Origin of the sequence: Paracoccus sp. J39, from assembly GCF_000518925.1 — a bacterium.
Classification (GTDB): Bacteria; Pseudomonadota; Alphaproteobacteria; order Rhodobacterales; family Rhodobacteraceae; genus Paracoccus.
Window position 1 is genome coordinate 1 of sequence record NZ_JAEN01000030.1, and the last position, 26041, is coordinate 26041.

General features: G+C 62.9%; 21 protein-coding genes and 3 pseudogenes. 15 read left to right on the forward strand and 9 right to left on the reverse strand.

Translation table 11 applies throughout. The features are described 5' to 3' along the window. The 4 genes and pseudogenes from L632_RS24510 to L632_RS0119700 all read right to left on the reverse strand — a co-directional run. A pseudogene (locus L632_RS24510) lies at nt 1-145 on the reverse strand (IS21 family transposase); the annotation flags it as partial. 78 nt (nt 146-223) lie between these two features. After that, on the reverse strand, nt 224-1009 hold the full coding sequence (locus L632_RS23215; protein WP_198021855.1) for a molybdopterin-dependent oxidoreductase: 786 nt from the start codon (nt 1007-1009) through the stop codon (nt 224-226). A gap of 766 nt (nt 1010-1775) precedes the next feature. After that, the gene (locus L632_RS0119695) at nt 1776-3302 is read right to left on the reverse strand and encodes an aldehyde dehydrogenase (NADP(+)) (RefSeq protein WP_028717419.1); all 1527 of its coding nucleotides are present in this window, start codon (nt 3300-3302) and stop codon (nt 1776-1778) included. A gap of 84 nt (nt 3303-3386) precedes the next feature. Beyond that, nucleotides 3387-4397 carry an ABC transporter substrate-binding protein gene (locus tag L632_RS0119700; RefSeq protein WP_011749528.1) on the reverse strand — a complete coding sequence of 337 codons (1011 nt, stop codon included), beginning with the start codon at nt 4395-4397 and terminating at the stop codon, nt 3387-3389. Between the two features lie 416 nt (nt 4398-4813). On the opposite strand from L632_RS0119700, the gene L632_RS0119705 reads away from it, so the two are divergent. The 4 genes from L632_RS0119705 (at nt 4814) to L632_RS0119720 (ending at nt 9620) form a co-directional block, all read left to right on the forward strand. Next, entirely contained in the window at nt 4814-5845 is a 1032-nt protein-coding gene (locus tag L632_RS0119705; protein WP_011749529.1) for a tripartite tricarboxylate transporter substrate binding protein, read from the forward strand. Between the two features lie 110 nt (nt 5846-5955). Beyond that, a complete protein-coding gene (locus tag L632_RS23220; protein WP_049792393.1) occupies nt 5956-6858 on the forward strand; it encodes an amidohydrolase in 903 nt (300 codons plus the stop codon). 36 nt (nt 6859-6894) lie between these two features. Continuing rightward, nucleotides 6895-8925: a tripartite tricarboxylate transporter permease gene (locus L632_RS0119715; RefSeq protein ID WP_011749531.1), complete on the forward strand. Its 2031-nt coding sequence runs from the start codon at nt 6895-6897 to the stop codon at nt 8923-8925. A 164-nt stretch (nt 8926-9089) separates the two neighbouring features. Then, on the forward strand, nt 9090-9620 hold the full coding sequence (locus L632_RS0119720) for a hypothetical protein (RefSeq protein WP_028717420.1): 531 nt from the start codon (nt 9090-9092) through the stop codon (nt 9618-9620). A gap of 18 nt (nt 9621-9638) precedes the next feature. Here the strand turns inward: L632_RS0119720 and L632_RS0119725 are convergent, their stop codons facing one another. After that, nucleotides 9639-10946, reverse strand: coding sequence for an MFS transporter (locus L632_RS0119725; RefSeq protein ID WP_028717421.1), 1308 nt, complete (start codon nt 10944-10946; stop codon nt 9639-9641). Between the two features lie 176 nt (nt 10947-11122). Here L632_RS0119725 and L632_RS0119730 point away from each other — a divergent pair, with 176 nt between their 5' ends. Then, nucleotides 11123-12388: a LysR family transcriptional regulator gene (locus L632_RS0119730; protein WP_011749534.1), complete on the forward strand. Its 1266-nt coding sequence runs from the start codon at nt 11123-11125 to the stop codon at nt 12386-12388. Between the two features lie 50 nt (nt 12389-12438). On the opposite strand, the gene L632_RS0119735 is transcribed toward L632_RS0119730, so the two are convergent. Together L632_RS0119735 and L632_RS0119740 are read right to left on the reverse strand one after the other, a co-directional pair. Then, on the reverse strand, nt 12439-13290 hold the full coding sequence (locus L632_RS0119735; RefSeq protein ID WP_011749535.1) for an HpcH/HpaI aldolase/citrate lyase family protein: 852 nt from the start codon (nt 13288-13290) through the stop codon (nt 12439-12441). A gap of 26 nt (nt 13291-13316) precedes the next feature. Then, nucleotides 13317-14291, reverse strand: coding sequence for an ABC transporter substrate-binding protein (locus L632_RS0119740; RefSeq protein ID WP_011749536.1), 975 nt, complete (start codon nt 14289-14291; stop codon nt 13317-13319). A 252-nt stretch (nt 14292-14543) separates the two neighbouring features. Here L632_RS0119740 and L632_RS0119745 point away from each other — a divergent pair, with 252 nt between their 5' ends. The 5 genes from L632_RS0119745 (at nt 14544) to L632_RS0119765 (ending at nt 20481) form a co-directional block, all read left to right on the forward strand. Next, nucleotides 14544-15575: an amidohydrolase family protein gene (locus L632_RS0119745; RefSeq protein WP_011749537.1), complete on the forward strand. Its 1032-nt coding sequence runs from the start codon at nt 14544-14546 to the stop codon at nt 15573-15575. Then, nucleotides 15572-17251 (forward strand): thiamine pyrophosphate-binding protein, encoded by a 1680-nt coding sequence (locus tag L632_RS0119750; RefSeq protein ID WP_028717422.1) that lies wholly within the window; start codon nt 15572-15574, stop codon nt 17249-17251. Before L632_RS0119745 ends, L632_RS0119750 begins: the two co-directional genes overlap by 4 nt. Nucleotides 17252-17501: 250 nt before the next feature. Next, complete coding sequence (locus L632_RS0119755; protein ID WP_011749540.1) at nt 17502-18383, forward strand: amidohydrolase; 882 nt, start codon at nt 17502-17504, stop codon at nt 18381-18383. Then, the gene (locus L632_RS0119760) at nt 18380-19297 is read left to right on the forward strand and encodes a hypothetical protein (RefSeq protein ID WP_011749541.1); all 918 of its coding nucleotides are present in this window, start codon (nt 18380-18382) and stop codon (nt 19295-19297) included. The genes L632_RS0119755 and L632_RS0119760 overlap by 4 nt, the downstream gene beginning before the upstream one ends. Nucleotides 19298-19539: 242 nt before the next feature. Further along, nucleotides 19540-20481: a porin gene (locus tag L632_RS0119765; protein ID WP_036698964.1), complete on the forward strand. Its 942-nt coding sequence runs from the start codon at nt 19540-19542 to the stop codon at nt 20479-20481. A 20-nt stretch (nt 20482-20501) separates the two neighbouring features. On the opposite strand, the pseudogene L632_RS24780 reads toward L632_RS0119765, so the two are convergent. Both L632_RS24780 and L632_RS0119770 read right to left on the reverse strand, forming a co-directional pair. Next, a pseudogene (locus tag L632_RS24780) lies at nt 20502-20615 on the reverse strand (IS5/IS1182 family transposase); the annotation flags it as partial. Then, a pseudogene (locus L632_RS0119770) lies at nt 20600-21376 on the reverse strand (ISNCY family transposase); the annotation flags it as partial. The pseudogenes L632_RS24780 and L632_RS0119770, both read right to left, overlap by 16 nt. A 242-nt stretch (nt 21377-21618) precedes the next feature. On the opposite strand from L632_RS0119770, the gene L632_RS0119775 reads away from it, so the two are divergent. Genes L632_RS0119775 through L632_RS0119795 form a run of 5 tightly spaced genes read left to right on the forward strand, consistent with a single transcriptional unit; the run spans nt 21619 to nt 26041 of the window. Further along, a complete protein-coding gene (locus L632_RS0119775; protein WP_028717424.1) occupies nt 21619-22404 on the forward strand; it encodes a 3-ketoacyl-ACP reductase in 786 nt (261 codons plus the stop codon). Nucleotide 22405: 1 nt separating this feature from the next. After that, entirely contained in the window at nt 22406-23197 is a 792-nt protein-coding gene (locus L632_RS23225) for a shikimate dehydrogenase (RefSeq protein WP_036698955.1), read from the forward strand. Nucleotides 23198-23233: 36 nt separating this feature from the next. Continuing rightward, nucleotides 23234-24202, forward strand: coding sequence for a TRAP transporter substrate-binding protein (locus L632_RS0119785; protein ID WP_084648157.1), 969 nt, complete (start codon nt 23234-23236; stop codon nt 24200-24202). Nucleotides 24203-24259: 57 nt separating this feature from the next. Next, a complete protein-coding gene (locus tag L632_RS0119790; RefSeq protein ID WP_028717426.1) occupies nt 24260-24763 on the forward strand; it encodes a TRAP transporter small permease in 504 nt (167 codons plus the stop codon). Between the two features lie 9 nt (nt 24764-24772). Further along, on the forward strand, nt 24773-26041 hold the full coding sequence (locus L632_RS0119795) for a TRAP transporter large permease (RefSeq protein WP_036698956.1): 1269 nt from the start codon (nt 24773-24775) through the stop codon (nt 26039-26041).

Here is a 26041-nt window from a genome sequence, read left to right on the forward strand (position 1 = left end):
TGTAGGTGAACTCCGTTATCCCGGTGCGGATCACCTTGCGCACCACCTTCTTCGACAGCTTCAGGTCGCGGCAGATCGTCTTGATCCCCTTGCCCTCGGTAAAATGCAGCCGCCTGATTTTTGCGATTGTCTCCACGATCAGCATCCCGCGCTCGGCCTCCGATAATCCTCGGAAGCACAATGGACCCAACCCCCGGTCGGTGGGGTCCCTTTTGGACGCCGATCACCCCAGAAGCGGGGTCCTTATTCCACGCCGCTCAACAGCCAGTCCGATATCGTCAGGCCGTTCCAGGATGTCCGCGATCGGCATGGGGCGGCCGGTGTCTGACTCGGTGTTCGGCGCCTTGCCGTCCACGCCCGACCAGAACAGGCAGGCTTTCGCATTCGGCTTCAACCCGACCAGGTCCAGGATATGGCTCATCGGTACATAGTCCCATTCCGCCATGCCGATGCCGCCCATGCCCCAGCCGTTGCCCTTGACCCTTCGATCGCCCTCGGGCATGCCCTCTTGCTCCCAGAACAGGGTGCGGCCGTTTCCTGCGCATTGCATCACGCTTTGGATCCTGCGCGAGGGCATTTTCAGCAGATCGTCATAGGTGATCTCGATTGGTCGTTCGACGGCATCGCCGTGGATGTGCAGCCGCCAGAAACGCGGATCGACGCGCCGATCAAGTTCGGCGCGCGGCGTGGCGTATTCGTTGCGGATATAGAACTGTTCGATCGGCGTGATGTAGCTGTCAAAATTCCACCAGGCGCCGCCTTGGTTGGTGGCGTTCAGGTCGGTCAGCAGCCCGACATCCTTGACGAAGCTGGGATGAAAGCGCGAGGGGCCGCGACCGCCTTGGCGGTGCGTCAGCCTGGCCATCGTTTCGGCCAGAGACAGGCGCGGAATGCCCAGCCCAGCACCGAGGGAACCTGCTGCCATGCCAATGAAAAAGCGGCGTCGTGATGCGTCCATCTCTGTCTCTGCCTCGATTCGTCGGTCCGACGTGTGGGGTATCCGTATCAAGGACAAGCTCGTAAAGCTCGGCGCATGATGATGAGGATCGTTCGAAATCTGTTATGCCATTCCCCTTGGGGGGGTTGGGAAATCGCCCGAGGAACAGGGATGCCGGTGGCTCCACGCCGATGTCGAAAGCGGCGATTGATCCTCGATCCTTCATGAGCTGGCGTTTGATTGCCGCGTCGGTGGCACTGAACGTGGTAGTCTGGCTTCAGACCCCGCTGGCGACGTCGAACGGGACCATGATCGGTATCCGGTGATAAGGGGATGGCTTTGCCCACTCCTGTTGCCGCGCTGGTCGTTGTCCGGCTCGGTCGTGCAGGAGCATCTCCGCGATGGCTGGTTCCGCGTCGACTTGAAGCTTCTCGTGCCGGTGACGGGAGCAGCTTGGCGGCAAGATTGCGGATAGGTTGGAAACGAACTTCTGGGTAGCCAATGATTGGTAGCGCGAATGTCTTCGTGTGGCTGATTAGGTTTTTCGCCGAGATATCGGGAAGGCAATGACGGAACTTCAAGTACAAGTCGGGCGAGGCGCGCGTCGGCGCCGCCCGCCATTTGCTACCGGCACTGGCGTCGGGCTAGGCTGGTTCGACATGATGCGCACCGGCCCGGCACGGCGAACTTGATCCAGGCGCAGCGCGCCCTCTTCGACGCGCATGGCTTCGACCGACTGAACGGCCGTCACGGACCCTAGGGCGGGAGAGGCTGAAGCGGGTGAGGCGAAGCTTCAAGCTGCCACCCCGCGCGCATCATGCCCTTCGGAGAAAACCGCCTAGCGCAGGTCCCTTGGCATGAGCGCTTCTGGAAAGTTCTGGTAGGCGACGGGACGCAGGAACCTTCGGATGGCCATGGTTCCGACCGAGCTGGCGCCGAAATTGGTCGAGGCGGGATAGGGGCCGCCATGGACCATGCTGTCCACCACCTCGACGCCGGTGGGAAAGCCGTTGACCAGCACCCGGCCCGCCTTGCGCTCCAGCACGGGCACCAGCCGGCAGGCGATCTCGGCATCCGCGGGCTTCATGTGGATGGTGGCGGTCAACTGGCCCTCGAGCCCGCGGGCCAGGTGCAGCATTTCGTCGACCGAGGCGGTGCGCACCACCAGGCCCAGCGGGCCGAAGACCTCCTCGGACAGGGCGTGGTCCTCGAGGAACTGCCCGGCAGTGGTCTGGTAGAGGTTGGGGCTGGCGCTGCGGCCCTCGGACCTGGTCTCGTGGATCGGGGTCACGTTGTTGCGGGCCTGCATCCGCGCCTGGCCCTCGCGATAGGCGCGGGCGATGCCCTGGGTCAACATCACCTGCGGGCCGACCTTCGCCAAGGCCTCGCGCGTTGCCTCGACGAAGCGGTCGGCATCGGCGCCGTCCAGGACCACTGCGATGCCGGGATTGGTGCAGAACTGCCCCGCCCCCATGGCCAGCGACCCGGCCCAGCCGCTGCCGATCTGTTCGGCGCGCGCGGCGATCGCCTCGGGCAGCAGGAACATCGGGTTGACCGAGCCCAGCTCGCCGAAGAACGGGATCGGCTCGGGCCGTGCGGCGCAGAGGTCGAACAGCGCCCGGCCCCCGGCGAGGGAGCCGGTGAAGCCGACCGCCTTGATCAGCGGATGCTGGACCAGCGCCTCGCCCACCTTGCGGTCGCCGCCCTGCACCAGGCTGAAGACGCCCGGATGCGTGCCGGTCCTTGCGATGGCGGCATGGATGGCCTCGGCGACGATCTCGCCGGTGCCGGGATGGGCGCTGTGGCCCTTGACCACCACCGGGCAACCGGCGGCCAGGGCGGCGGCGGTATCACCGCCCGCCGTCGAGAAGGCCAGCGGGAAGTTCGAGGCGCCGAAGACCGCCACCGGGCCGATCGGCCGCTGCACCATGCGGATGTCGGGGCGCGGCAGCGGCTGGCGGTCGGGCAGCGCCGGGTCGTGGCGGCGGTCGAGATGATCGCCCTTGCGGATATGCGCGGCAAAGAGCCGCAGCTGGCCCCCGGTGCGGCCGCGTTCGCCCTCGAGCCGCGCCTCGGGCAGGCCGGTTTCCTGGGTGCCGATCTCGGTGATCGCCTCGGCGCGGGCCTCGATCTCCTCGGCGATGGTGTCGAGGAAGGCGGCACGCTCTTCGCACGTGACCTGGCCGTAGCTCCAGAAGGCGTCCTCGGCCGCCTCGCAGGCCCGGTTCACCAGCGCGACCGTGCCTATGCTGAACTCGTGCGCCCGGCCATGGGCGGGCTCGCTGGCGAAACGCTGCTCGCTGGCGACCCAGTCGCCACCGATCAGGTGCTTGCCGTGGGGGGTGAAACTATCTTGCTTCGTCATCGATCCTAGACCCAAGAATGTTGATTTCAGAAAATGATCGTTTGTCCCGCCGGGACAATAGATCCCGATCCTGCGATGGCGCGCTCACTTAGCGGAAAGTATTTTGAAGGCTTCATTCGCAGGCCGCATGTCGGCAACATCGCGATACGGCAAGACTTGTGACATTGCGCCGAGGCCAACGAACATGCGTTGCTGATATGTGATCTCCTCTTCGGAGATTGAGAGATTTCGGGAATAGGGACGCTGTTCCTGATTGAATTCCCAAACCGCGTTTGCCGATAGGATATCAAATTTCTTCTGCGCGCTCCTTCGCGCGGAGAGGAATGCCTCGCGGGCCTCTGGCTTCATCAAATAGCCATAAAGGGCGCCATAGGCGGCCATGACCGGAACCAGCCCGTCCCGCTTGTCCCGTAGGGCTGCCTCCGACGCGTAGGCGGTTTGAAAGACATATTTCGGCAGCGCTTCCCACATCTTGCCGTCGGACAGGATGACAAGCCCATCGCGGTCGTTCAGGTGCGATATGCTGGAGCAGCAGGCGTCCGCCTTGCCTTCGACGACCGCATGATAGGCTTGGTCGTTGCTGCCTGCATCGAGGAAAGTCACGCGGGAGGCGTCGAGACCCTTTTCTTGCAAGAGTTGCAGCATGAGTGCATGCAGGAGACCAAGCTTCGGCCCTACCGCCACCGTTTTTCCTTCCAGGTCTGCCAAGCCGTTGACCCGGTCCGGCCTTGCAAACACGGCGAGGGCAGCCTTGCGCATGGCCGCGCCAGCAATCCTGACGGGCGCGCCTTGCGAAATCCGCGGAAGAGCCATGTTATAGCCAGAAACCATGCAGACATCAGCGGCCCCGCTAACGATCGCATCGAAGGGGCCGGCCGGGCCCTCGGCCAGAACCATCGTTGTTTCCGCCCCATATCTCTTGAGAAAACCCTGCTCTTCCATCAGTCGATTCAGCGTCGCATTCTCGAGTCCAGGATTGCTGACGATGGTAATCCGGGCTGCGGCAGCCCGCGCAACATGCGGCGCGCCAAGTCCGCTAGCGGCGAGGGTGAGACCGAATATCCCAGCACTTCCAAGAAAACGGCGGCGATCCATCGTTGATTTCCTCCCTATCCGGTGGCGATCATGGCGGTCTCGCACAGCGTCGCCGCCGGGTGCCAATCCAAAACCACGCTGCGGGCATCGGAAATCGGACCAGAAACGCCTGCCCACAAGCCAGACGTCCGGCAAGAACAAGGCGCAGATCATATAAATATATATTAAATTCAATTATTTGAAAGATATCCCTTTGGGCGGCTGCAATATCGGATCTCGGCCGAGGGCATTGATTTTCGATGCGGTGCTATTCTCGCCGCAACCGAAAGAGGCTAGGGTCACGGCATATCCACATATGCGTCCCGGCGCCCGAGGGGTGTCTCGGCGAACGGGACGCAGCCGCAAGAGGAAGCGGGCGGCCCTGCAGCCAAGGAGCACTGCATCGGGATCGCGCAAAGTTCAAGGGAGGACATGGAATGAAGATCATGCGCGGGATAGTGTTGTCGGGACTTGCCGTCGTCACGGCTTCGGCGATCGCGGCACCGGCCTATCCGCAGACCGCGGAGGAGTTCTACAAAGGCAAGACGCTGACCATTCTGGTTAGCGCGCAATCGGGGAGCCTGACGGACTTTATCGCTCGCCAGTTTGCGCAGGCCTATGTGAAACATATCCCGGGCCAGCCCGAGGCAGTCGTGATGAACGTCGTCGGGGCAGGGGGAATGGTGGCGGCGGCCTCGCTGCAATCCAAGCAGCCCAAAGACGGCACGGTCATCGGCTTCCTGCAGCGCAACAACCTCTATGTGCCACTGGTGGATCCGTCGCAGAATGCATTTGACCCGCGCGAGGTGGCCTGGATCGGCAGCGTAGACAAGACTTATTACAGTCTTGTCGCGATGACGCGCTCGGGCGTCACCACGGCCGACGATCTGTTCCAGAAGGAACTGGTGGTCGGAGCCACGGGATTTTCCAATGAGAACCGGACGCTGCCGGCCGTTTTGAACCAGTATCTGGGGACCAAGCTGACGGTCGTTCCCGGTTATACCGACCGGGGCGAGGTCTATCTTGCGATGGAGCGCGGCGAGGTCGATGGCTGGGCTTCGACGCTTGACGGATTGACCTATGGAGAGCCCAAGCGAATGCTCGCAGAGGACTCGATGAAGGTGCTCTTGAACCTTGGCTGGGACAGCCCGGAGGAGTTCCAGGACATCCCGAACCTCAGCCAGTACGTGACGGATCCCGAGGCGAAGTCGATCCTTGATTTCTTCATCCTGCCCTTCCAGGCAGGCAGGCCGCTGGCCGCGCCGAAGGAGGTGCCGCAGGACCGGATCGACGCCCTGCGCAAGGCCTTCGACGAAACCGTGCAGGATCCCGAGTTCATAAAGGCGATGACCGATCAGAACTATGCGGTCGATCCCATTTCGGGTGACGAGGTGGCCGAGATCGTCGCAACGCTGTTCGCTACGCCCGAGACGGAACTCGAGGCCGTACGCAAGATCCTGAAACCCTGAATCTGACGAAAACTGGCGCGGGCATGGTTCTGAACGGCCTGGCATACCAAGACCGTCTGCGGGCGCCTGATGCGTCGCGCCATCCGTCCTGTTTCCAAGGTAAGACCGACATGACCTACGAAATCATCGACATTCATCCGCACATCATCTCGACCGATACCGGGAAATACCCCATCGCGCCGCAGGCCGGACATCGTTCGAAATGGTCGGCCTCGCGCCCGGCCGATTTTGACCAGTTGGTGGCGGCGATGGACGAGGCGGGGATCGCCAAGGCCGCGATCGTTCATTCCTCCACGACCTACGGGCATGACAATTCCTATGTCGCGGATTCGGTGGCCTCGCAGCCGGATCGCTTCACCGGTGTATTCTCCTTCGACCTGCTGGCCCGGGACGCGCTGGCGACTTTCGATTATTGGCTGGGCCGGGGGATGGGGGGTATCCGGCTTTTCACCGGGGGCGCGACCCATCAGACCGACGGCAGCTGGCTCGTCGACCCGGCGACCTTTCCGGTCTGGGAACGCTGCGCCGAGAACGATCTGACCATGGTGATTCAGACGACACCTGCGGGGTTGGGGATGGTCGCGGACCTCGCCCACCGCTTTCCATCGGTCCGCATCGCTCTTGATCATTGCGCCCGCCCGGTCCTTGCAGGCGGCCCGCCCTATGACGCCTGTGCAGAACTGTTCGAGCTTGCGCGTTTCGAGAATGTCTATCTGAAGATCACGCCGAAGACCTTCGATCTGGCGCAGGCTGCCCCCGGTGGGGCCGAGGCATTCTTCCCGCATCTGGTCGCGGTCTTCGGTGCGGACCACCTTGCCTTCGGCTCGAACTACCCGGCCTCTGCCGGTTCGCTGACTGAATTGATCGCTCAGGGAAATAAATGTTTCGAAAGCCTCGGCGATAAGGACCGGGCGTGGATCTGGGGGCGCACGGCAAAGGTTCTCTATCCTATGCTGGCCAACCAAGGCACAGCGCGGCCCTGCACTTCCGAAGACCGGAGGGCGGCGCAATGACAGGCGGCGATCAGGCCGTGAAGGCAGGGCTGTAGCATGGAATTTCTTCAAGACTCCGTGATTCTCTCCGCCGCGGGCGATGCGCTCGGCCTCATTCTGCAGCCAGAGCGCATCATGTTCCTGTGGCTTGGCGTGATCGTGGGACTGGCGATCGGGCTGCTGCCTGGCGTGGGCGGGCTGACGGGCTTTGCGATCCTGGTGCCCTTTACCTACACGATGGACCCTTATTCGGCGTTTGCCATGCTGCTTGGGATGGCGGCGGTCACGACAACCTCGGACACCATTCCCGCGGTGCTCTTTGGTGCCGCCGCGCAAGCGACAGTGCTTGACGGCCTGCCCATGACCAAGCGGGGCGAAGCCGGGCGCGCGCTCAGCGCAAGCTACCTCGCCAACATGATGGGCGGCTTGATAGGCGCGATTATCCTGGCGGTTTCGCTGCCCGTGGTGCGCCCCTTCGTGCTGGCCATAGCCACCCCCGAACTGTTGGCGATGACCATTCTGGGGATCGCGATGGTAGCGACGCTCTCTGGAAAATCGCCGCTGAAGGGCTTGGTCGTCGCCTGCTTCGGCATTCTGGTCGGGATGGTCGGCACCGATACGCAGACGGGTCAGATGCGCTGGACGGGCGGGCTGCTATATCTGCAAGACGGCCTGCCGATGCTGCCGATCCTGCTGGGCCTTTTTGCGCTGCCCGAGCTTTGCGATCTTGCCATCCAGCGGACCTCCATCGCCCAGGACATGAAGTTCAGCCCGCGTCAGGGCATGCTTCAGGGCATCAAGGATGTCGCGCGGAACTGGTTTCTCGTCCTGCGCTGCAGCAGCCTCGGCGCGGTCCTGGGCGCGATTCCCGGCATGACCGGCTCGGTCGTGGACTGGATCGCCTATGGCCATGCGCTCCAGACCGAAAAGGGCGCGAAAGAGAGCTTTACCAAGGGGGACGTGCGGGGCGTCATCGCGCCGGAATCGGCCAACAACGCCCGCGACGGCGGCAGTCTTGTGCCGATGCTGGCTTTTGGCGTGCCGGGCGGTGCAGCGCAGGCGATCCTGCTCGGGGCGCTGATGGTGCACGGTTTCACGCCAGGCCCTGACATGCTGACGAAGAATCTGGATCTGACCTATTCGATGGTGTGGTCCATTGCGCTTGCCAACATCTTCGGGGCCGGCACCTGCTTCCTGCTCAGCGGTCAGTTCGCCAGGATCTCGACCCTGCGCTACACATTGGTCCTGCCGATCATCATGTCCATCGTCTATGTCGGCGCCTTCCAGGGCTCGCGGAGCTGGGGTGACATGTATGTGCTGCTGATCTTCGGCCTGATCGGATGGAGCATGAAGCGGCTGAGATGGCCTCGTCCGCCCCTGATCCTGGGGCTCGTTCTGGGCGCGTTGATCGAGCGGTACATGTCGATCTCGTTCCTTCGCTACGGTATGGACTGGGCGCTGCGTCCGGGGGTCATGGTGCTTTTGGCTTGCGCGGCCCTCATCATGTTCAGCCCGGTACTGCGGCTGCTTCGCAAGGAGAACCGGGCGGGCGTCGTGCTTCGTCGCCGTCCCTATCTGGGGCTCGACGATCTGGCCTATGGGCTTTTCATCGCGATCGGCGTCTACGTGCTCGTCACCTCGCGGGACTGGCTCTTCAACGCGCGGATCGGGCCTGTGGTCGTTGCCTCGACGATGGTCATCGCTGGCGGGCTGAGCCTGATTCACAAGACCTTCTTCAAGGAGGTCCGGGCGGCCGCAACGAACGGCGTTCACATGGACATCGGCGGCGACCCCGAGGAGGAGCTGCCCAGGCGGCTGGTGCTCGTCAGGGCGGCGCGGTTCTACGGTTGGTTCGTGCTGTTTCTGTTGTCGATGGCGGTGATCGGTCTGCTTCCGACCGTGCCGCTGGTCATCATGGCCTTCATGCGGATCGAGGGGCGGGAACCCTGGCGTCTCAGCGCGATCCTCGCGGCATCGGTGACACTGCTTCTCTATATCGTGTTCCACCGGATCATTCACGTGCCCTGGCCCACCAGCCTTATGGGAGACTGGTTCCCGATCCTGCGGGAGGTGGTTCCCTCGATGTAGGCCCGCTCCAGAGAAAATCACGGGAAATGCCAATGGCGGGCTTACGGGTCCGCCATCATGTTTTGGTCCGGTTCAAACTTCTATCGCCCGGGCAACAAGCTCGATTGGCCGGGAACCCTGGAAAGACCGATCTTGCCGGCATCATGACCCATCAGGAGAGCGACATGACCCAAGACCGACTCGCGCGGATCAGCCCCGATCAGGCGAACGCTGCCCAGAAGCGTGTCATCGACAGGCTGGGTGCCGGCAGAGGCCGGATTCCTACGCCTTTCAATATCTGGCTTCACAGTCCACGGCTTGCCGAAGGCATGGAGATCATCGGCACCCATATCGACGCCGACTCCACCCTGACCGAGGCAGAAAGCGAGGTCGCGATCCTGTCCACGGCCGTCCACTGGAACGCACCCTATGTCATCGCGAACCACCAAAAGCACGCGCTGAAAGCTGGTCTCGGTGAGGAAGTGGTTGCCGCCATTCTCGACAGGCGGCGACCTGACGGACTGTCCGGACGGCTTGGCGTGGTCGCTGATGCCGTCTGGGACATCCTGAACGGGGGGATGGTTGGAGACGTTGCCTTCGTCCGCTACGATACGGAACTCGGGCGCGAGCTCATCGCCGAGCTTCTTGTCACGATCGGCTATTTCACCTCGGTTTCGCTGGCAATGAGCCTGCATGCCCTCGCGCCCAAGGCTTGAGGGTAAGACCGCACACGGTCAGTCGGTTTCCTCGACCGTGCTTGCGGCGCCTCGGATCAGGGGGGCAAGCAGAAGGAAGCAGAAGGTCAGCATTGCCGCCGCGATCAGCGTCGCGGCGGCAATGCCGATCCGGTCGGCGAAAAAGCCGATGACGAGCGCGCCGAGTGCCGGACTTCCCCTGGCGATCAGCCCGTGCAGGCTGAGGATGCGACCATGCAGATCGGGGGGCGTCGTGATCTGCACGAAGGTTTGGGTCGAGATCAGCCCCCGGGTTGTCGCGGCGCCCAGAAGGGCGGCGGCGGCCACGGCGAGTCCCGGGATGGTCGCCCAAGTCATGAGGATCGCTGCCCCAGCGCCCAATCCCCACAGGACCATAACGTCATAGAGAAGCCGCACCGCCGATCGCGGCCGGATCGTCAGGCCCGAGACGATGGCGCCGCAGGCCGCCGACCCGGTGAGCAGCGCAAGCCCCATCGCGTTTCCGGGATAGGTGCGGACCGCAATCGCCGGCATGAGTTCGAGCATGGATCGCACGATCATCCCGCCGAGCAGCATGACCAGCAGGATCAGCCACAGCGCCGGGGTGGCGACGACATGACGGAAGCCCTCGGCCATTTCGCGCAGGAACGGCTGCGGCGCCGAGAGCTTTTGCGGAAAGGCCAGCGACAGCCGGCCGAGGATGAGGACATAAAGCGCCGTCACGGCAGCGTTGACAGCGAAGACCCAGATGATGTCCAGCCGCACGATCATCATTCCGGCGAGGGCGGGCCCGATCAGGCGGGCCAGGTTCACGGTGACGGAATTCAGCGCGACCGCCGCACCAAGGTCCGCGCGCCCGACCATCTGCCTGACCATCGCCAGTCGCGCGGGCTGGATCGCTGCGGAGAGCGTGCCTTGCAGAGTCGTCAGGGCGATCACCTCGAGCAGTCCCAAACGGCCGATCGCAAGAAGCAGCGCCATCAGCAGCGCCAGCAGCGCCGAGACAGCCTGGGCCCGGATGTTCTGGCGCAGCCTGTCCCAGCGATCGGCCGCGACACCGGCGAATGGCCCGATCAGCATGACCGGAAGCAGGTCTCCCGCCGCAAGCACGCCCAGCCAGAAGGCCGACTGTGTCCATTCCCAGATCAGCCAGCCGCAGGCGATGCGCTGCATCCAGGTTCCGACCAGCGAAAGTCCGTTGCCAAGACAGAAGGAGCCGAACTGCGTGCCGGTCAGGACGCGCAACGAGGTGGGGATCTGGCCTGTCCTGTTCATCACCGTGTCGCAGAGCGGGAAAGTTATGGGGTTCTCTTGGGGAATTTTGCCCGTATTGGGGCTGGGCACCATCCACGAGCGCGAATTTCTTATGGGCTGGGCGCAGTTTCTATTGGTCCCCCTACGGTCCAGCCGCTAGCCTTGTCAGCAGAGAGGAGGACGCCCGCCGGATCGCGGATCCAGCACGGGCGCGCCGGAGCGTGTTTCCGCAGCGCGGAATAGCCGCATCGAAGACAAGGGAGGAAAACATGTTTCGCCTCGCGGACATTCCGAACCTGCGCCATCTGCGCATGGTCCAGGTCATCGGCAAGCTCGGCGGGGTAAGCTGCGCCTCGCGCGAATTGAGCACTTCGCAGCCAGCCGTGACCCAGGCCGTGGCCAATATCGAGGCCGAGATCGGGCTGCCCATCTTCGAACGTTGCGCTACCGGCACCTATCCCACCACGATCGGGAAGCAATTCCTGCTTCGTATCGACCGCTTCTTCGATACGCTCGATACGGCGCTGGCACAGGTTCTCGGCCGGCCCGATGGTGCGGCGGACCGCATCCCGCCCCGGATAGAGCGGCTTGCGACGGGAACCCAGCTCCGCGCGCTGATCGTGACCTGCGAGCAGGGCCGCGTCAGCGAGATCGCCGATTCACTGGGCCTGTCGCCGGCATCGCTCTTCCGCTCGGCGCGGAGCTTCGAGCGAGCGCTCGGCAAGCAGCTTTTCGACCGGACGGCGCAGGGTCCGATTCCGAACCGCACTGGAAACTACCTGGCCCGCGAATTCCGCCGCGCGGTGCGCGAATTGGAGCTGGCACGGGGCGAGGTGCTGTTGGCCGCCGGGACCGAGAGTCTCGAGCTGGTCATAGGCACGCTTCCCATGGCGGGATCGCACGATCTGGCCGAGGCGACGCGGCGGTTCATGTCCGCCTATCCCTCCACAAAGGTGCGGCTCGTCACCGGCGAATATCACAAGCTTCTCAATGATCTTTCAAACAGCCGGATCGACATGATCTTCGGCATGCTGCGCCGTCCCGAATGGGCCGACGATGTAAGCGAGGAAGTGCTTTTCACCGACAACTACTGTCTGGTTGCTCGTGTCGGGCACGCGTTGACGCGGCTTGAGAACGTCACCCCCTCGGATCTGGCTGGCTATGAATGGGTGGTCCCGCAGAAGGGCACGCCGCGGCGCAACCGGATCGAGCAGATCTTCGCAGATGAGCCGGTGCGGCCGAAATTTCATCTCGAAACTTCGTCCCTGACGATGATCCGCTCGCTGTTGCTGAATTCAGAGACGGTTACCCTGATGACCCGGTCAGAGTTGCAGAACGATGTCGAGTTGGGCGTTCTCAAGGTTCTGCCCTGCAGGTTTCTTGACAATGTGTTGCTGAAGGGCGTGACGACGCGCAGCGACTGGCTGCCGACCGCGGCGCATAACGCGTTTCTCGACTGCCTGCGCGAGGTGACAGGAAAGACCAACCACGCGGGAAAGCCGGATTCGGGATCTGACATCCGAATGGCCTCCTGAAGAGGCCTTATCGGAAGGCAAGGCCCGGAGCTTGTGCTCCGGGCCCCTTTTCACATCAGCGATTTCGCCTTTTCCAGCGTGGCATAGCTGCGCGACGGACTGGTGAACAGAATGTCGTAGCCCTCGGCAATCACTTCACCTGCATTGGCCAGGGTGACATGCGGATGGGCGACGCGCATTCCCGCGGCCTTGGCGGCGGCCAGGATGCTGCGCTTGGCCTCGGCGACGACCGGGTGCTCGTACTGGCGCGGATAGCCCAGTTGCTGGCTCAGGTCGCCCTCTCCGATCATGATCGCGCCGATACCGGGGACCGCAAGGATATCCTGCAGGTTCTCCATCGCCTCGACGCTTTCGATCATGACGATGACCATGATCTCACCTTCGGGGACCAGGGGCCAGACATCTGCGCGCGCGTAATATTCCGGCACAGTCAGCCCCCAATAGCGCGAGGCCGTGTTCGGCGCATCGCCGCGCAGCCCTTTGGGCTCGTAGTTCGGTGCATCCTTGGGGCGGGCATATCGGCAGGCGGCGACCGCGTTGCGGGCCTGTTCGGCCGTCGCGATATGCGGGAACACGACGCCGTAAACGCCCTGGTCCAGGACCTGCTTGGCCATCCAGGTGTTCATCTCGGCCCCGTTCGCGGGAATGCGGACAAAGGGGGTCACGCTGGGACGCAGGCTGGCGCCCTCGATCATGCGCCGCCGGTTCAGCATGAACTGCAGCGCGTCCCGCAGTTCGGAGGGCGAATAGGGCGTGTGCTCCATCTCGAAAAGCACGCCGTCGAGTTGTGACATCCCAAGCTGGATCGCTTCCTCGCGCTCGGCGCGGGCAAAGGCCATGGTCGGCTTGCGGCCCTCTTCCAGTGCCGCGATGATGCCGTTCAGGCGTCCGGTCTTGTCCATATCTTTCTTATCTCTCTTTCGTGGGCTCAGAACGGCAGGAACATGTCTTCGGCCTTGTAGGGCCGGGGGATCAGGCCTTGCTGGTGGCCGTAGCGGATCAACGCCTCGATCGAGGCTCGGTTGGCCTCCAGCCCATAGGGCAGCGGGTCGTCACCGACGATCTGCATCAGCTTGCGGTCCTTCTCGGCCTGCTTGCCCGTGGCGGTGCCGGCGCGAAGCGCCTGCAGATAGGGGGCCTTGGCCTCGACAAAGGCATCATAGAGCGAACGGGCAAGCCCGGGATTTGCCTGCAGCACCTCTTCCTTGATCGCCAGCGTGCCGTGGATCGGATAGACGCCGTTTCGGGCATAGACCTCGCGGTCGAGTTCTGCGGCATTGGGGAAAAGCTGGCGCAGGTCGTCGGGCAGGGCAGGGCCGCTCTCGTTCCAGCCCGCGCCGGGCTTGCCGGCGCGCCCGATTCCGGCATCCCCGGTGCAGGCGGCATCCAGCTTGCCCTCGGCCATCATCGCGACCAGCGAGGAATCCTCGGCAACGTGCCGGACGTTTGCGGGCAGCTTCAGCGCCGCGACATGCTCCTCGTCGTCAACCCACCAGTTCACCTTGTCGATGTCGACGCCGTATTCGTTCTGCAGCAGGCCGCGTTTCCAGACGCCGGTGGTCACCGAATAGGCGCGGACGCCGAAATTCTTGCCCTCCAGATCCTTCGGCGCTTCGATGCCTGCGCCCGGCCGCACGACCAGGCCTTCGTGATGAAAGCGGCGAACGAAGAAAACTGGCAAGGCGATGATGGGCACGCCATAGGCGCGTGCGATGATATAGGTCGTGGGGGCGATTTCGCAGGCATCGAAGGCCAGGTCGCGCACCATCCGGCGGAAGGCGGCGATATGGGGCTTCACCTCCTCGAATTCGAGCTTGGCGCCGGATACGGCGACCGTGCCGGATTTCAGCGCCTCGGTATAGGGATAGGTGCGCAAGGCCACCTTGAGGGTGGGCGTGGACATGCGGATTCCTCTCTGATCGGAAACTGTCATCCCCGTTGCATACGGGGCCGTCCTTCTTCTAATCCCGCGCCACGCCAATTGTTTAATAGGAGATCGCACCTTTCCCATAGGATTGCCGCTGCGGTATAGGCCCGTCCGGTTTCATATATGCGCGGCACGAATTCCAATTGGCACCCTGAAGCCCGCCTAGGCTAGGCAGTTGGCAGGGAACGATGACGTTCCACGAACTTCCCTTTCAGAGGTGCTGCCGACATGATTATCGACTGCCACGGTCATTTCACCACCGTCCCGGGTTATTTCCGCGACTATCGCAATGCCCAGATCGCCGATTTCAAGGCCGGCAAGACCTCGGATTTCTCGCCCGCCCCGCAAATCTCGGATGAGGAACTGTGCGAAGGGCTGGAGAAGAACCAGATCCGCCTGCAGAAGGAACGCGGGATCGACATGACGCTGTTTTCGCCCATCGCCGGGCTGATGGGACATCACCACGGCAATGAGGCGCTGAGCAGGCATTGGTCGCGCACCTGCAACGACCTGATCCATCGGGTCAGCACCCTTTACCCGGACCGGTTTGTTCCCATCTGCCAGCTGCCGCAGAGCCCGGGCGCAGACCCGCGCGGCTGCATCGAGGAACTGGAGCGTTGCGTCCTCGAGCTGGGCTTTGTCGGCTGCAACCTCAATCCCGATCCGACCGACGGCTACTGGACCGACCCGCCGGTGACGGACAAATGGTGGTATCCGCTTTACGAGAAGCTGGTCGAGCTGGACGTGCCGGCCATGATTCACGTCTCGGGCTCGTGCAACCCGAACTTCCACGGAACGGGGGCGCATTATCTGAACGGCGACACCTCGGTCTTCATGCAGCTTCTGCTGTCGGATCTGTTCAAGGATTTTCCGACCTTGCGGATGGTAATCCCGCATGGCGGCGGTGCGGTGCCTTACCATTGGGGCCGCTATCGCGGCCTTGCGAATGACCTTGGCCGGCCGCCGCTGGCCGAAGCGCTGATGAACAACGTCTTCTTCGACACCTGCGTCTATCACCAGCCAGGCATTGATCTGCTGACCGAGGTGATCCCGGTCCGGAACGTACTCTTCGGTTCGGAAATGGTGGGCGCGGTGCGCTCGATCGACCCCGAGACCGGCCATGCCTTCGACGACACCCGCCGCTATGTCGAGGCGCTGGAGCTTTCGCCCGAGGACCGGCACGCGATCTTCGAAGGCAATGTGCGCCGCGTCTATCCGCGCCTCGACGCGCGGCTGAAGGCGATGGGAAAAGCGGCATGAAGGGGCCGCGCACTGCCGCCCGCATCCTCGTCGACCAGCTGTTGCTGCAAGGTGTGGACCGCGTCTTCTGCGTGCCGGGCGAAAGCTTCCTCGCCGTTCTCGACGCGCTGCATGACTGCCCCCAGATCGAATTGGTGACCTGTCGGCACGAGGGCGGGGCCGCCATGATGGCCGAGGCCTATGGCAAGCTGACCGGCCGGCCGGGCGTCGTCTTCTGCTCGCGCGGCCCCGGGGCAACCAATGCCTCCTCGGGGCTTCATGTCGCCTTTCAGGACAGCACGCCGATGATCCTGTTCATCGGCCAGAACCCGCGTGACGTGATGACCCGCGAGGGGTTTCAGGAGATCGACTACCGCTGCACTTTCGGCACGCAGGCCAAGGCTGTGCTGCAGCTCGAGGACGCCGCACGGACCGCGGAATTCGTCACCCGCGCCTTTCAGCTGGCCATGTCCGGCCGTCCCGGTCCCGTGGTCATTCCCCTGCCGGAGGACGTGCTGACCGAAATCGCCGAATGCGCCGATGGCCGCCCTGCGGCGCGCTTTGCGAATGAGCCCTCGCCGAAGGCCGTGTCGGCGGTGCGGGCATTGCTGACCGAGGCGCGCCGTCCGGTCGTGATGCTGGGCGGCTCCGGCTGGACCGGCGAGGCGGTCGCCGCCTTCCGTCGCTTTGCCGAGGACAGCGGGCTGCCCGTCACCGCCTCGTTCCGGCGGCAGGACCTCCTCGACAATGACAGCAGCAGCTATATCGGGGAACTCGGCCTCGGCCCCAATCCCAGGCTTGTGCAGATGGTGGCGGAGGCGGATCTGATCCTCGTCATCGGGGCGCGGTTGGGCGAGATCGGAACCAATGGCTACACGATCATGGACATTCCCTGTCCCCGGCAGCGGTTGATCCATGTCTATCCCGGTCCTGATGAGATCGGCCATGTCTATCGACCCGAACTGGGCATCGTCAGCGATCCGGCAAGCTTTGCCCTGGCGCTCGCCGCGGGCGGTGCTGTCCGCGGTGATTGGGACGACTGGCGCAAGGCCGCACGCGCGGATTTCGAGGCATGGACCGCCCCTCGGACCAGCCCCGGCGCGATCCAGATGTGCGAGATCATGGCCTGGCTTGATGAGAGCCTGCCGGAGGACACGATCTACACCAACGGCGCAGGGAATTTTACCGTCTGGCTGCACCGCTTTCACCGCTATCGCCGCTTTGGCACGCAGGTCGCGCCGATCTGCGGCTCGATGGGCTACGGCATTCCGGCAGCCTTGGCCGCCAAGTTCGCCCGGCCAGAAGCCTCTGTTATTTGCATCGCAGGGGACGGCGATTTCCAGATGACCTGCACCGAGTTGGCGACGGCGGCGGCGCATGGGCTGAAAATCCGTATCCTGATCCTGAACAACGGGATGCTCGGCACGATCCGCATGCATCAGGAGCGGCATTATCCCGCCCGGGTCTCGGGAACCGATCTCGCGCGCGGAAATCCCGATTTCACCGCATTGGCGCGGTCCTATGGCGCCCATGCCGAAAGGGTCGAGCGGACCACGGATTTCGCCGCAGCCTTCGCGCGCGCCGACACCCATGACGGGCCCGCGGTCATCGAAATCATGATCGATCCCGAGGCTCTGACGCCCGGCGCCTCGCTCAGCCAGATCAGGCAGGCGGCGCTGCAGACGCTGCCGGGCTAAATCCAGGGACCATATTGGAAGTCAACCTGCGACCATTGGAATTGAGCTTGCCCTTATTCTCGGAGATGCCGGGCAGGCCTAACCTGAAAGACATGAAGTCAATCGCAGACGGAACAACCTGGACGGGCCTGACCCGACCAAGGGGAGAAGCCTTGCGCCGCGCCAGAGGAGGAGGCGCCGCGTCGGCCGCGGAAACCGGCGGAGATGTCTCCGCCCCACCTTACCGGCAATCCTTCAGGACAAAGCCAACATGACCCAGAAGATCATCGACATTCACCCGCATATCATCTCGCCCGACACGACGGCCTATCCCTATAACCCGCTGGGCGGGATCCGGTCCGATTGGTCGGCCGAGCGGCCTTTCACCTTCGAGCAATATGTCGAGGAGATGGAGGCGGCTGGGGTCTCGCAAGCGGCGATGGTGCATTCCTCGACCACCTATGGCTATGACAATTCCTATGCCGCCGACAGCGTCTGTCGCGACCCTGAACGCTTCGTCGGCGTCTATTCGGTCGATATCGCCGCACCGGATGCAGTCGCCATCATCGAGAAATGGCGGCGCCGCGGCATGGCCGGCTTGCGGCTTTTCGGCGCCGGTTCGACTGTCCAGACCGACGGACGCTGGATGATCGCGCCCGAGACCTACAAAGTCTGGGAACATATGGCCGAAATCGACATGACAGTGGCCATCCAGACCACCTCCATCGGCCTGCCCGCGGTCGAGGAGATCCTCGAGCGCTTCCCCGAAGTCAGCATCATCCTCGACCATCTGGGCCGGCCGGATCTGACGGACGGCGCGCCCTATGCCAAGGCCGCGCCGCTCTGGAAACTGGCGCAGTTCGGAAATCTGTTTCTCAAGATCACGCCGCGGACGTTCGATCTTGCGGAAAAGGCACCTGCCACGCCCGCGAGCTTCTTTGCGAAGCTGGTCGCGGAATATGGTGCGGACCGGCTGGCCTGGGGGTCCAATTTCCCCGCCAACAACGGCTCGCTGAAGGAACTGGTTGCGCAGGGGCATCGCTGCTTCGCAGCCTTGTCAGAGGCGGATCGGGCCCAAATCTGGGCGGGAACGGCAGAACGGCTCTATCCGCAACTCTTGGAAGCAGCCCTGGACAAGGCAGCCAACGCATGACCCGTATGGAAAAGATCTTCCCCGCCGAGGGTCCGGTGACGCTGTCGGCCAATATCACCCTCTATGAGCCGACGCGCGCGCTGATCGAGGGCAAGGTTGCCTCGGACCTGATCAGCCTCGAATTCGCCGGGTTGAAGAATGCCCATGCCGGGTTCAAGGACATGTTGCGCAAGGGACGCTACGACATCAGCGAGATGGCGACCGCGACCTTCTTGCAGGCGCATCAGTTCGGCAAGCCTTTTACCCTGCTGCCGATCGTGCTGCTGGGACGCTTCCAGCATCACTGTATCGGCTTCAATACCGACGTGCATCCCGGCATGACCCCGGCGGACCTGCCGGGCAAGGTGGTCGGCGTGCGGTCCTATACACAGACCACGGGTCTGTGGGTTCGCGGTATCCTGCAGAACGAATATGGCGTCGACCCGGACAGCGTGAAATGGCTTTGCTTCGATCAGCCGCATCTGGAGGAATATGCCGACCCGCCCTCGGTCATCTGGGGCGATCCGGCAAAGGATCCGGTGAACATGCTGCTCGACGGCGAGGTCGATGCCGCGATCCTCGGCATGAACATGCCCAAGGATCCGCGCGTGCGGACGCTGATCGAGAACCCGCATGAAGCCGCGCTCGACTGGCACAAGCGGGAGCGTTTCGTGCCGCCGAACCATTATGTCATCGTTCCGAACGCGCTTTGCGACCAGAGACCCGACTTGGTGCGCGAGGTCTGGCGGATGCTTGTCAAAAGCCGCGCGGCCGCAACACCCGAGGGCAGCATTGATCCATGGCCGGTGGGGATCGCGGCGAACCGCAAGGCGCTTGAAGCGGCGATCCGGTTTGCGACGCAGCAGCATATGATCACCAAGCCTATCACGGTCGAGGAACTGTTCCATCCGCTGATCCGTGACATTGCGCCGTGAAAATCGGCCCTGCATGGGAAATGAGGAAAGGGGGGCTGCCCCCCTTTTTTCTTTTTAGATTTCCTGTTTCCAGGCGGACGTGATTGCCGTTCACACAAGTTATGGCCTTTGGGCATTTTACGATTATCTATGACGACTTTCCGCAGGCAATTATGAGGTGGTCGTCGCGAGTTCGGTTTTCAAAAGAATAGCGTCGATTGTACGGTCGGGCGTGGAGGCGTCCGTTTTTTATGGGGGGGATAATGAAGTTTTTCAGCATGATTGCAATGACGGCCGCGCTTGCGCCTTGTGCGGCCTTGGCCGATGTGAGCTTGTCCGGCTTTGGCCGATTTGGTCTGACCTATTCGGAGGCGAAGAAACAGGACGGAGAGAACGGCACGTTCCTCCAGAGTCGATTGCGGCTGGAGATCGATGCATCCGTCGAGACCGATATCGGCTTGAAATTTGGCGCAAAAACCTGGGTTCAGGGCGATCACAACAGCCCTTCCTGGGGCTTCAGTCCCGCGAATTTCTATGTCGAGTATGAAAACTGGTCGCTTGAGATCGGCAATGTGCTTCCGGCTTTCGATGGAGCTTTATTGCTGAAACAGACGCGGCTGGGGGTTCATGCTGTTTCCGTCGGCGGGGATCCGTTGGGGGATTTCTTCATTCTGGCCTATCGCGGATATGGCCGCCTTCCTGATCGGACCGGGGTGGCCTTGAATTATGGCACGCGCAACTTCGACGTGAAGCTGTCCGTGGTGGACCCGGATCAGATCGGCAGCGGCACGGGAGGGGATCTGACCCGAGAGGTTTCCGCCTCGGTTTTCTATCGGCTAAACGACTGGGAGTTTTCTGCTGCAACGGCGCAGAGCGGGGCCGGGGTCAGGGATAACGATCTTTATTTCGTGGGAACGCGTTACAAGGTCAACGATGACCTTCGCATCGGCCTGAACATCAATGACAACGGGTTTGCCGAACTGGGAACGTCTTACGCCCTGTATGGCGACTACAAGTTTAACCGATTCACGTTGGGTTCCTATGTCGCGTATAATGACGGCGATTGGGCGGAAAAGGTGACCGACAGCTCTTATGGTGTCGCCCTCAGATATGATCTGGGTCCAAGTATCTTTCTTGCGGCCTCAGTTCAGCGCGATTACGAGCGCATGACCCTTGCCGATATGGGTGTGCGGTTCGACTTCTGAATAACGCCGCTTTTGTTCACCGACACATATCTCCGCAACCATATGCGGATGGAGGCGAGTTGTACGGATGCGAGGAAATTGCCGTCTCGCTTGTCGTATCGCGTTGCGATGGACCGGAAATGTTTGAGCCGATCGCGCTGCGCTCGTGGTCGCTGTCGTCGAGAATGAACTTCCGACGCTCGTAATGCACGACGAGATTGCTGCCCACTTGGCGCTGGTCGCGCAGGCAGAGGATGTCGCTCAGGCGGGATGCCGGCAGGTTCAGCGGCCGGTGCAGGTCGTCGGACCGGGCAGGCGCCTGGGCAAAGCGCAGGTTGTGGGCCTCGATGAATCCCGGCAGGAAGGCGTTGGCGGCGGCGATGTCGCGGATGCCCGCCAGGCGCAACTCCTTGACCAGCCGGTCCTGCAGCGTGCGATTGGCCCGTTCGACCCGGCCCTTGGCCTGCGAGCTGTTGGCGCAGATGATCTCGATGTTCAGCTCGCAAAGCGCGCGGCCGAACTGCGTCATGCCATGGCAGGTGCGGGCCTCAGTGCGGTTCACCCGGAAGATACTGCGCTTGTCGGAATAAAAGGCGACCGGGCGACCATGCGTCTGCAAATAGTCCTGCAGCGCCGCGAAATAGGCCTGAGTGCTTTCCGAGTCAACGAAGCGCATCTGCATCAGCTTGCCGGTGGCATCGTCGATGAACACCAGGAGCGTGCAGACCGGGCCGCGATCCTCGAACCAACGGTGTTCTGAGCCGTCGATCTGGATCAGCTCGGCCAGGGATTCGCGCCGCAGCCGCGGCTGGTGCACCCGGCGTCGCTGGGCTCGGCTCTGCCAGAGCCCGGCCGCCATCATCCATTGCCGCAGGCTCTCCGACGAGACTCGGATGCCATGCCGCTCATGAAGCTTGCGCTGCATCATCGGTGACATGGTCTGGACGTTCTGCGGCATCTGTCGTCCGAAACGGCTGTATCCGCTTAGCAGAACGGCACAGGCGATCCGAGTTGCCGTTCTACTGCACACCGACATAAATCTTGACGTCATCTTCTCCAATAAGTAACCAACTAGAACGTTACTTATGTGAAGTGGAATCGATCAAATTGAGGGCTTCCTCAGCCGACACGTTCGGCTTGATGTTCTAAGGGGGGGAAATGCTGGGGACAGAAGCGCGTTCGGGCGTGGCCTTGGTGACGGGGTCGACGCGGGGAATCGGTTTGGCGATTGCCCTGAAGCTTGCGGGTCGCGGATTCGCCGTTGCGATCAACGGTCGCCAGGAAGGGCCCGGAATGTCCTGCGCACTGGACGCGGTTCGCGCGGCGGGCGGCAATGTGATTGCCGTGGTCGGGGATATGGCGAAGCCCGAAAACCATGGCCCCGTGCTGGACCGGATCGAAGCGCAATTGGGTCCGCTGGATTGCCTGGTCTGCAATGCGGGTGTCGGTCCGCTTCGCAGGGCGGATATCCTGGATGTGGGGGCCGACAGCTTCGATCACTGCATGGCGGCGAATGCGCGTGGTCCGTTCTTCCTTGCGCAGGAATTTGCCCGGCGGCTTGCTGGTCGCGACGATGACGGGCGGCATCGTTCACTGATCTTCATCTCCTCGGCCAATGCCGAGGCGGCATCGTTGAACAAGGCGGAATACTGCGTCTCGAAGGCGGCCGCCGCAATGGTTGCCAAAGTCTTTGCGCTGAAGCTCTCACCGCTAGGGGTGCAAGTCGCCGACATCCGGCCTGGGATCATCGAGACCGATCTTTCCGCGCCGGTGATCCACGAATACACGCGCCGCATCCGGGACGAAGGGCTGACTCTGTCGCCTCGTGTGGGGCGTCCCGATGACGTGGCGCAGGCGGTCACGGCGATTGCGGCGGGCGACCTTCCCTATGTGACCGGGACGGTGCTGTCGGTCGACGGCGGATTGTCCATGGCGAGACTGTAACATGAAAATCGACGGAAAAACTGCGCTGTATCTGGTGGTGGGAGATCCGATCGCGCAGGTCAAGTCGCCGGGGCTCTATACGGATTGGTGTGTGGCGCATGGCGTGAACGCGATCTTTGTCCCGTTTCAAATCGACGCCGCGGAGGGGCCACAGGTTTTCGACGCCTTGCGGCACGTCCCGAACCTTGCGGGTCTGATTGTCACCATCCCGTTCAAACCCTTGGCCGTCGATTATTGCCAAGTGCTTTCGCCACGTGCCCGGGCAGCCGGCGCAGTGAATGTCATCCGCCCTATCGGGGACGGGAAATGGGCCGGCGACGCCCTAGATGGCGTCGGCTGTGTTGCCGCCCTGCGGGCGCGGGGCGCGGGAATCAAGGAAAAGACAGTCCAGCTTGTCGGGGCAGGGGGCGCAGGCGCCTCGGTCGCGGCGGCGCTGGCCGAGGCGGGGGCCGCGCGTCTGGCGGTCGATGATCTGGATCCTAGGCGCGCCGCCGATCTGGCCGAGCGGTTGCGGCGCGAGTTTCCCGGGGTCGAGACCGGCACCGGGCGGCTCGACCCGAAAGAGGTGACGATTTTCGTCAACGCCTCACCGGCCGGAATGGCCGAGGGTGATCCGCTGCCGATCGACCCCGCTGACCTTGGCCCCGGCAAGCTGCTGGTCGAGATGATCATGCAACCCGCGCGCACACGATTGTTCGCGGCGGCCGAGGCGGCGGGCTGCGCGGTTGTGCCTGGAAGTGAGGTTCTTGAGGGGCAACAGACAGAAACCTTGAGGTTTTTCAATCTGAGCTAAAGCAAACCCGCGTGGCGGGATGGGAGGAGGACTATCATGATTCATATGAAACTGGTTGCCGTCGGCTTGGCGCTGGCGCTGAGCGTCACCCGTGCGGCGGCGGTTGAACTGACCGCTGCACATGTGAATCCGCCGGGTGAGCCCTCGAACGTTGCGTTCCAGGAACTCGCGAAGCGGCTGGGCGAGGGCAAGACCGGCATCACCTTGCAGGTTTTCCCACAGGGCCAGATCGGCGGCGAAACCGATGCGCTTGAGCAGGTGGGTTTCGGGGCGCTATCGATGACGACGGTGGCGACGGCGTCGCTGTCCACCTTCGCGCCCTCGGCTGGCGTCTATGATCTGCCCTATCTGTTCCGCGATGGCGATACCCACCCGTGGATCGTCGCGGATGGCGAGATCGGCAAGGAGATCGAGGCGAAAATCGAAGTCGAAACCGGTCTTGAGGTTCTGGGCTGGTGGAGCGGCGGCCTGCGCCATGTCTTCACGCGCGGCACGCCCGTCACCTCGCCCGAGGATATGGCGGGACGCAAGATCCGGGTGATCGGCAGTCAGGTCTATCTGGACAGCTTCAACGCCATGGGGGCGCTGGCGACCGCCATGCCCTATGGCGAGGTCTATACCTCGCTGGCGACCGGCGCGATCGACGGCGCGGAAAACGACATCTCGGGCTATCGCAACGTCAAGTTCTACGAGCAGGCGCCCAATTTCAGCCTGACGGGGCATTTCTTCCTGTTCAAGCCGGTGCTGGCCAATCGCAGCGCCATGGAAACCCTGTCGCCCGAACAGCGCGAGGAGTTCGACCGCATCTTTGCCGAAGTGACCGAGATGCAGCGGGGCCTGTTCAAGTCCAATTTCGAGAGCGACATGGCATATCTGAAAGAGAAGGGCGTCAACGTGGTCGAGGTTGACCGCGCTGCTTTCGCAGCCAAGGTTCAGCCGGTCGTCGACAAGCTGTCCGAGACCTATGGTGCCGATCTCGTCCAGCGGATCCGCGATGCGCAATGATCCCGTAATCGTCCTGACGGCGGCTGCCTCGTGTAGCCGCCACGCAAAAGCGAGGCAATGATGTCGCAAACCATTGTCAAGATCGAGGAATCCGTCGTCCGCTTGGAGGGGCTGATCCTGTTCTGCACGCTTCTCGCGCTGATCGTGATGCTGGCGATGCAGGTTCTGTTCCGCTTCGTATTGCAGGCACCGCTGGCGTTCACCGAAGAGGCCGGGCGACTTTTGTTCGCATGGCTGATCTTCGTCGGCGCCGCCCGCGCCTTGTATGTGTCGCAGCATTTCATGGTGGACATCGTCTACAACCATGTGCCGGCACCGCTGCAAAAGCTGTTCGGCTATGTCTCGGATGCGGCGTCCATCGGACTTGCAATCGTCCTTGCCTATGCGGGATTCCGCATGGTGCTGCGCGGCGGACAGATCCTGCCCGTGCTGGGCATTCCCGCGTGGGTCCAGACTGCGGCGCTGCCGGTCGGCATGACGCTTCTGGCCTTTCATGCGCTTTGCTTCGTCCTGCGCCGGCAGCATGTCGGTGACGGCGCTCAACCCGATTTCGAAGAGTAGGAGCCGGATATGATCGGTTGGATCCTTTTGGCGATCATCGTTCTCATCATTATCCGCGCGCCCATCTTCGTGGCGCTTGGCGCGCCGGCGGTGAGCTATCTGTGGCTACGCGGCATTCCCCTGGAACTGGCGCCGCAGCGGATGCTGGGCACGGTGAATGAATCCATCTTGCTGGCGGTGCCGATGTTCCTGCTGGCGGGCGCGCTGATGAACCGTTACGGGGCCACGGCGCGGATCTTCGATTTCGCGCAGGCGGTCATCGGGCATGTCAGGGGTGGCCTTGGTTATGTGACGGTGCTGGCCTCGATGGTCTTTTCAGCCATGTCGGGCTCTGCCGCCGCCGATGCGGTGGGGGTCGGCAAGATGACCGTCGCCGCCATGCGCGAACGTGGCTATGATCCGAACTTCGCAGCCGCCGTCACGCTGAGCTCGGCCACGATGGCGCCTGTTATCCCGCCTTCGATCATCATGATCATCTATGGCGCGACGGCCAATGTCTCGATCGGAAAGATGTTCCTGGGCGGTGTCCTGCCGGGCCTGCTCATGGCTGTTTCGCTGATGATCACGGTGGGTTGGCTAAGCGCGCGCCGGGGCTATGGCCGGGGCGAGCCGTTCTCGTTCCACCGCGTGCTGACCACCTTCTGGCGCGCCGCGCTGGTGATGCTGACCCCGATCCTGGTGATCGGGGGTATCTTCTCGGGCGCATTGACTCCGACCGAGGCCAGCGCCATCGCGGTCGTCTATGTCATCTTCCTGGGCATCGTCTATCGCAAGCTGAACTTCGGCGACTTCTACCGTAGCCTCGTTCACACCGCGACAGCAGTGGGCGCGCTGATGCTGGTCGTCTCGGTCTCGGGGCTGGACGCCTGGGTCATCGCGCGCGAGCAGATCCCGATGATGCTGGCGCAACAGGTCTCGGAAATGGTGTCCAGCCCGACGCTGGTCTTCATCGCCATCCTGCTGGTCGTTCTGATGCTGGGACTGTTCATGGATGCCACCCCGATCATCCTCATGCTGGTTCCGGCCATCACCCCTCTGGTCACGGCCTTCGGTATCGACCCGCTGCATCTGGGCGTGCTGTTCTGCATCGTTTGTGTGCTGGGCCTGATCACGCCGCCGGTTGGCGTGGCGCTTTACGGCGTTGCACTGGTTTCGCGGTTGCCGATGGAGCGGGTCTTTGCCGCGACCATTCCGTTCTTCATCATGCTTCTGGTGCTGGTGGCGATCATGATTGCGGTCCCGTCGATCGTGACCTGGCTGCCGAACAAGTGGGGTTGA

Coding starts and splice junctions, on each gene's coding strand:
- L632_RS0119720 (WP_028717420.1), top strand. CDS start 9,090: ATGACCCAAGACCGACTCGCGCGGATCAGCCCCGATCAGGCGAACGCT.
- L632_RS0119795 (WP_036698956.1), top strand. CDS start 24,773: ATGATCGGTTGGATCCTTTTGGCGATCATCGTTCTCATCATTATCCGC.
- L632_RS0119725 (WP_028717421.1), bottom strand. CDS start 10,946: ATGGTGCCCAGCCCCAATACGGGCAAAATTCCCCAAGAGAACCCCATA.
- L632_RS0119790 (WP_028717426.1), top strand. CDS start 24,260: ATGATGTCGCAAACCATTGTCAAGATCGAGGAATCCGTCGTCCGCTTG.
- L632_RS0119785 (WP_084648157.1), top strand. CDS start 23,234: ATGATTCATATGAAACTGGTTGCCGTCGGCTTGGCGCTGGCGCTGAGC.
- L632_RS0119695 (WP_028717419.1), bottom strand. CDS start 3,302: ATGACGAAGCAAGATAGTTTCACCCCCCACGGCAAGCACCTGATCGGT.
- L632_RS0119705 (WP_011749529.1), top strand. CDS start 4,814: ATGAAGATCATGCGCGGGATAGTGTTGTCGGGACTTGCCGTCGTCACG.
- L632_RS0119755 (WP_011749540.1), top strand. CDS start 17,502: ATGACCCAGAAGATCATCGACATTCACCCGCATATCATCTCGCCCGAC.
- L632_RS0119745 (WP_011749537.1), top strand. CDS start 14,544: ATGATTATCGACTGCCACGGTCATTTCACCACCGTCCCGGGTTATTTC.
- L632_RS0119765 (WP_036698964.1), top strand. CDS start 19,540: ATGAAGTTTTTCAGCATGATTGCAATGACGGCCGCGCTTGCGCCTTGT.
- L632_RS0119715 (WP_011749531.1), top strand. CDS start 6,895: ATGGAATTTCTTCAAGACTCCGTGATTCTCTCCGCCGCGGGCGATGCG.
- L632_RS0119730 (WP_011749534.1), top strand. CDS start 11,123: ATGTTTCGCCTCGCGGACATTCCGAACCTGCGCCATCTGCGCATGGTC.
- L632_RS0119775 (WP_028717424.1), top strand. CDS start 21,619: ATGCTGGGGACAGAAGCGCGTTCGGGCGTGGCCTTGGTGACGGGGTCG.
- L632_RS23220 (WP_049792393.1), top strand. CDS start 5,956: ATGACCTACGAAATCATCGACATTCATCCGCACATCATCTCGACCGAT.
- L632_RS0119750 (WP_028717422.1), top strand. CDS start 15,572: ATGAAGGGGCCGCGCACTGCCGCCCGCATCCTCGTCGACCAGCTGTTG.
- L632_RS0119735 (WP_011749535.1), bottom strand. CDS start 13,290: ATGGACAAGACCGGACGCCTGAACGGCATCATCGCGGCACTGGAAGAG.
- L632_RS0119740 (WP_011749536.1), bottom strand. CDS start 14,291: ATGTCCACGCCCACCCTCAAGGTGGCCTTGCGCACCTATCCCTATACC.
- L632_RS0119760 (WP_011749541.1), top strand. CDS start 18,380: ATGACCCGTATGGAAAAGATCTTCCCCGCCGAGGGTCCGGTGACGCTG.
- L632_RS0119700 (WP_011749528.1), bottom strand. CDS start 4,397: ATGGATCGCCGCCGTTTTCTTGGAAGTGCTGGGATATTCGGTCTCACC.
- L632_RS23225 (WP_036698955.1), top strand. CDS start 22,406: ATGAAAATCGACGGAAAAACTGCGCTGTATCTGGTGGTGGGAGATCCG.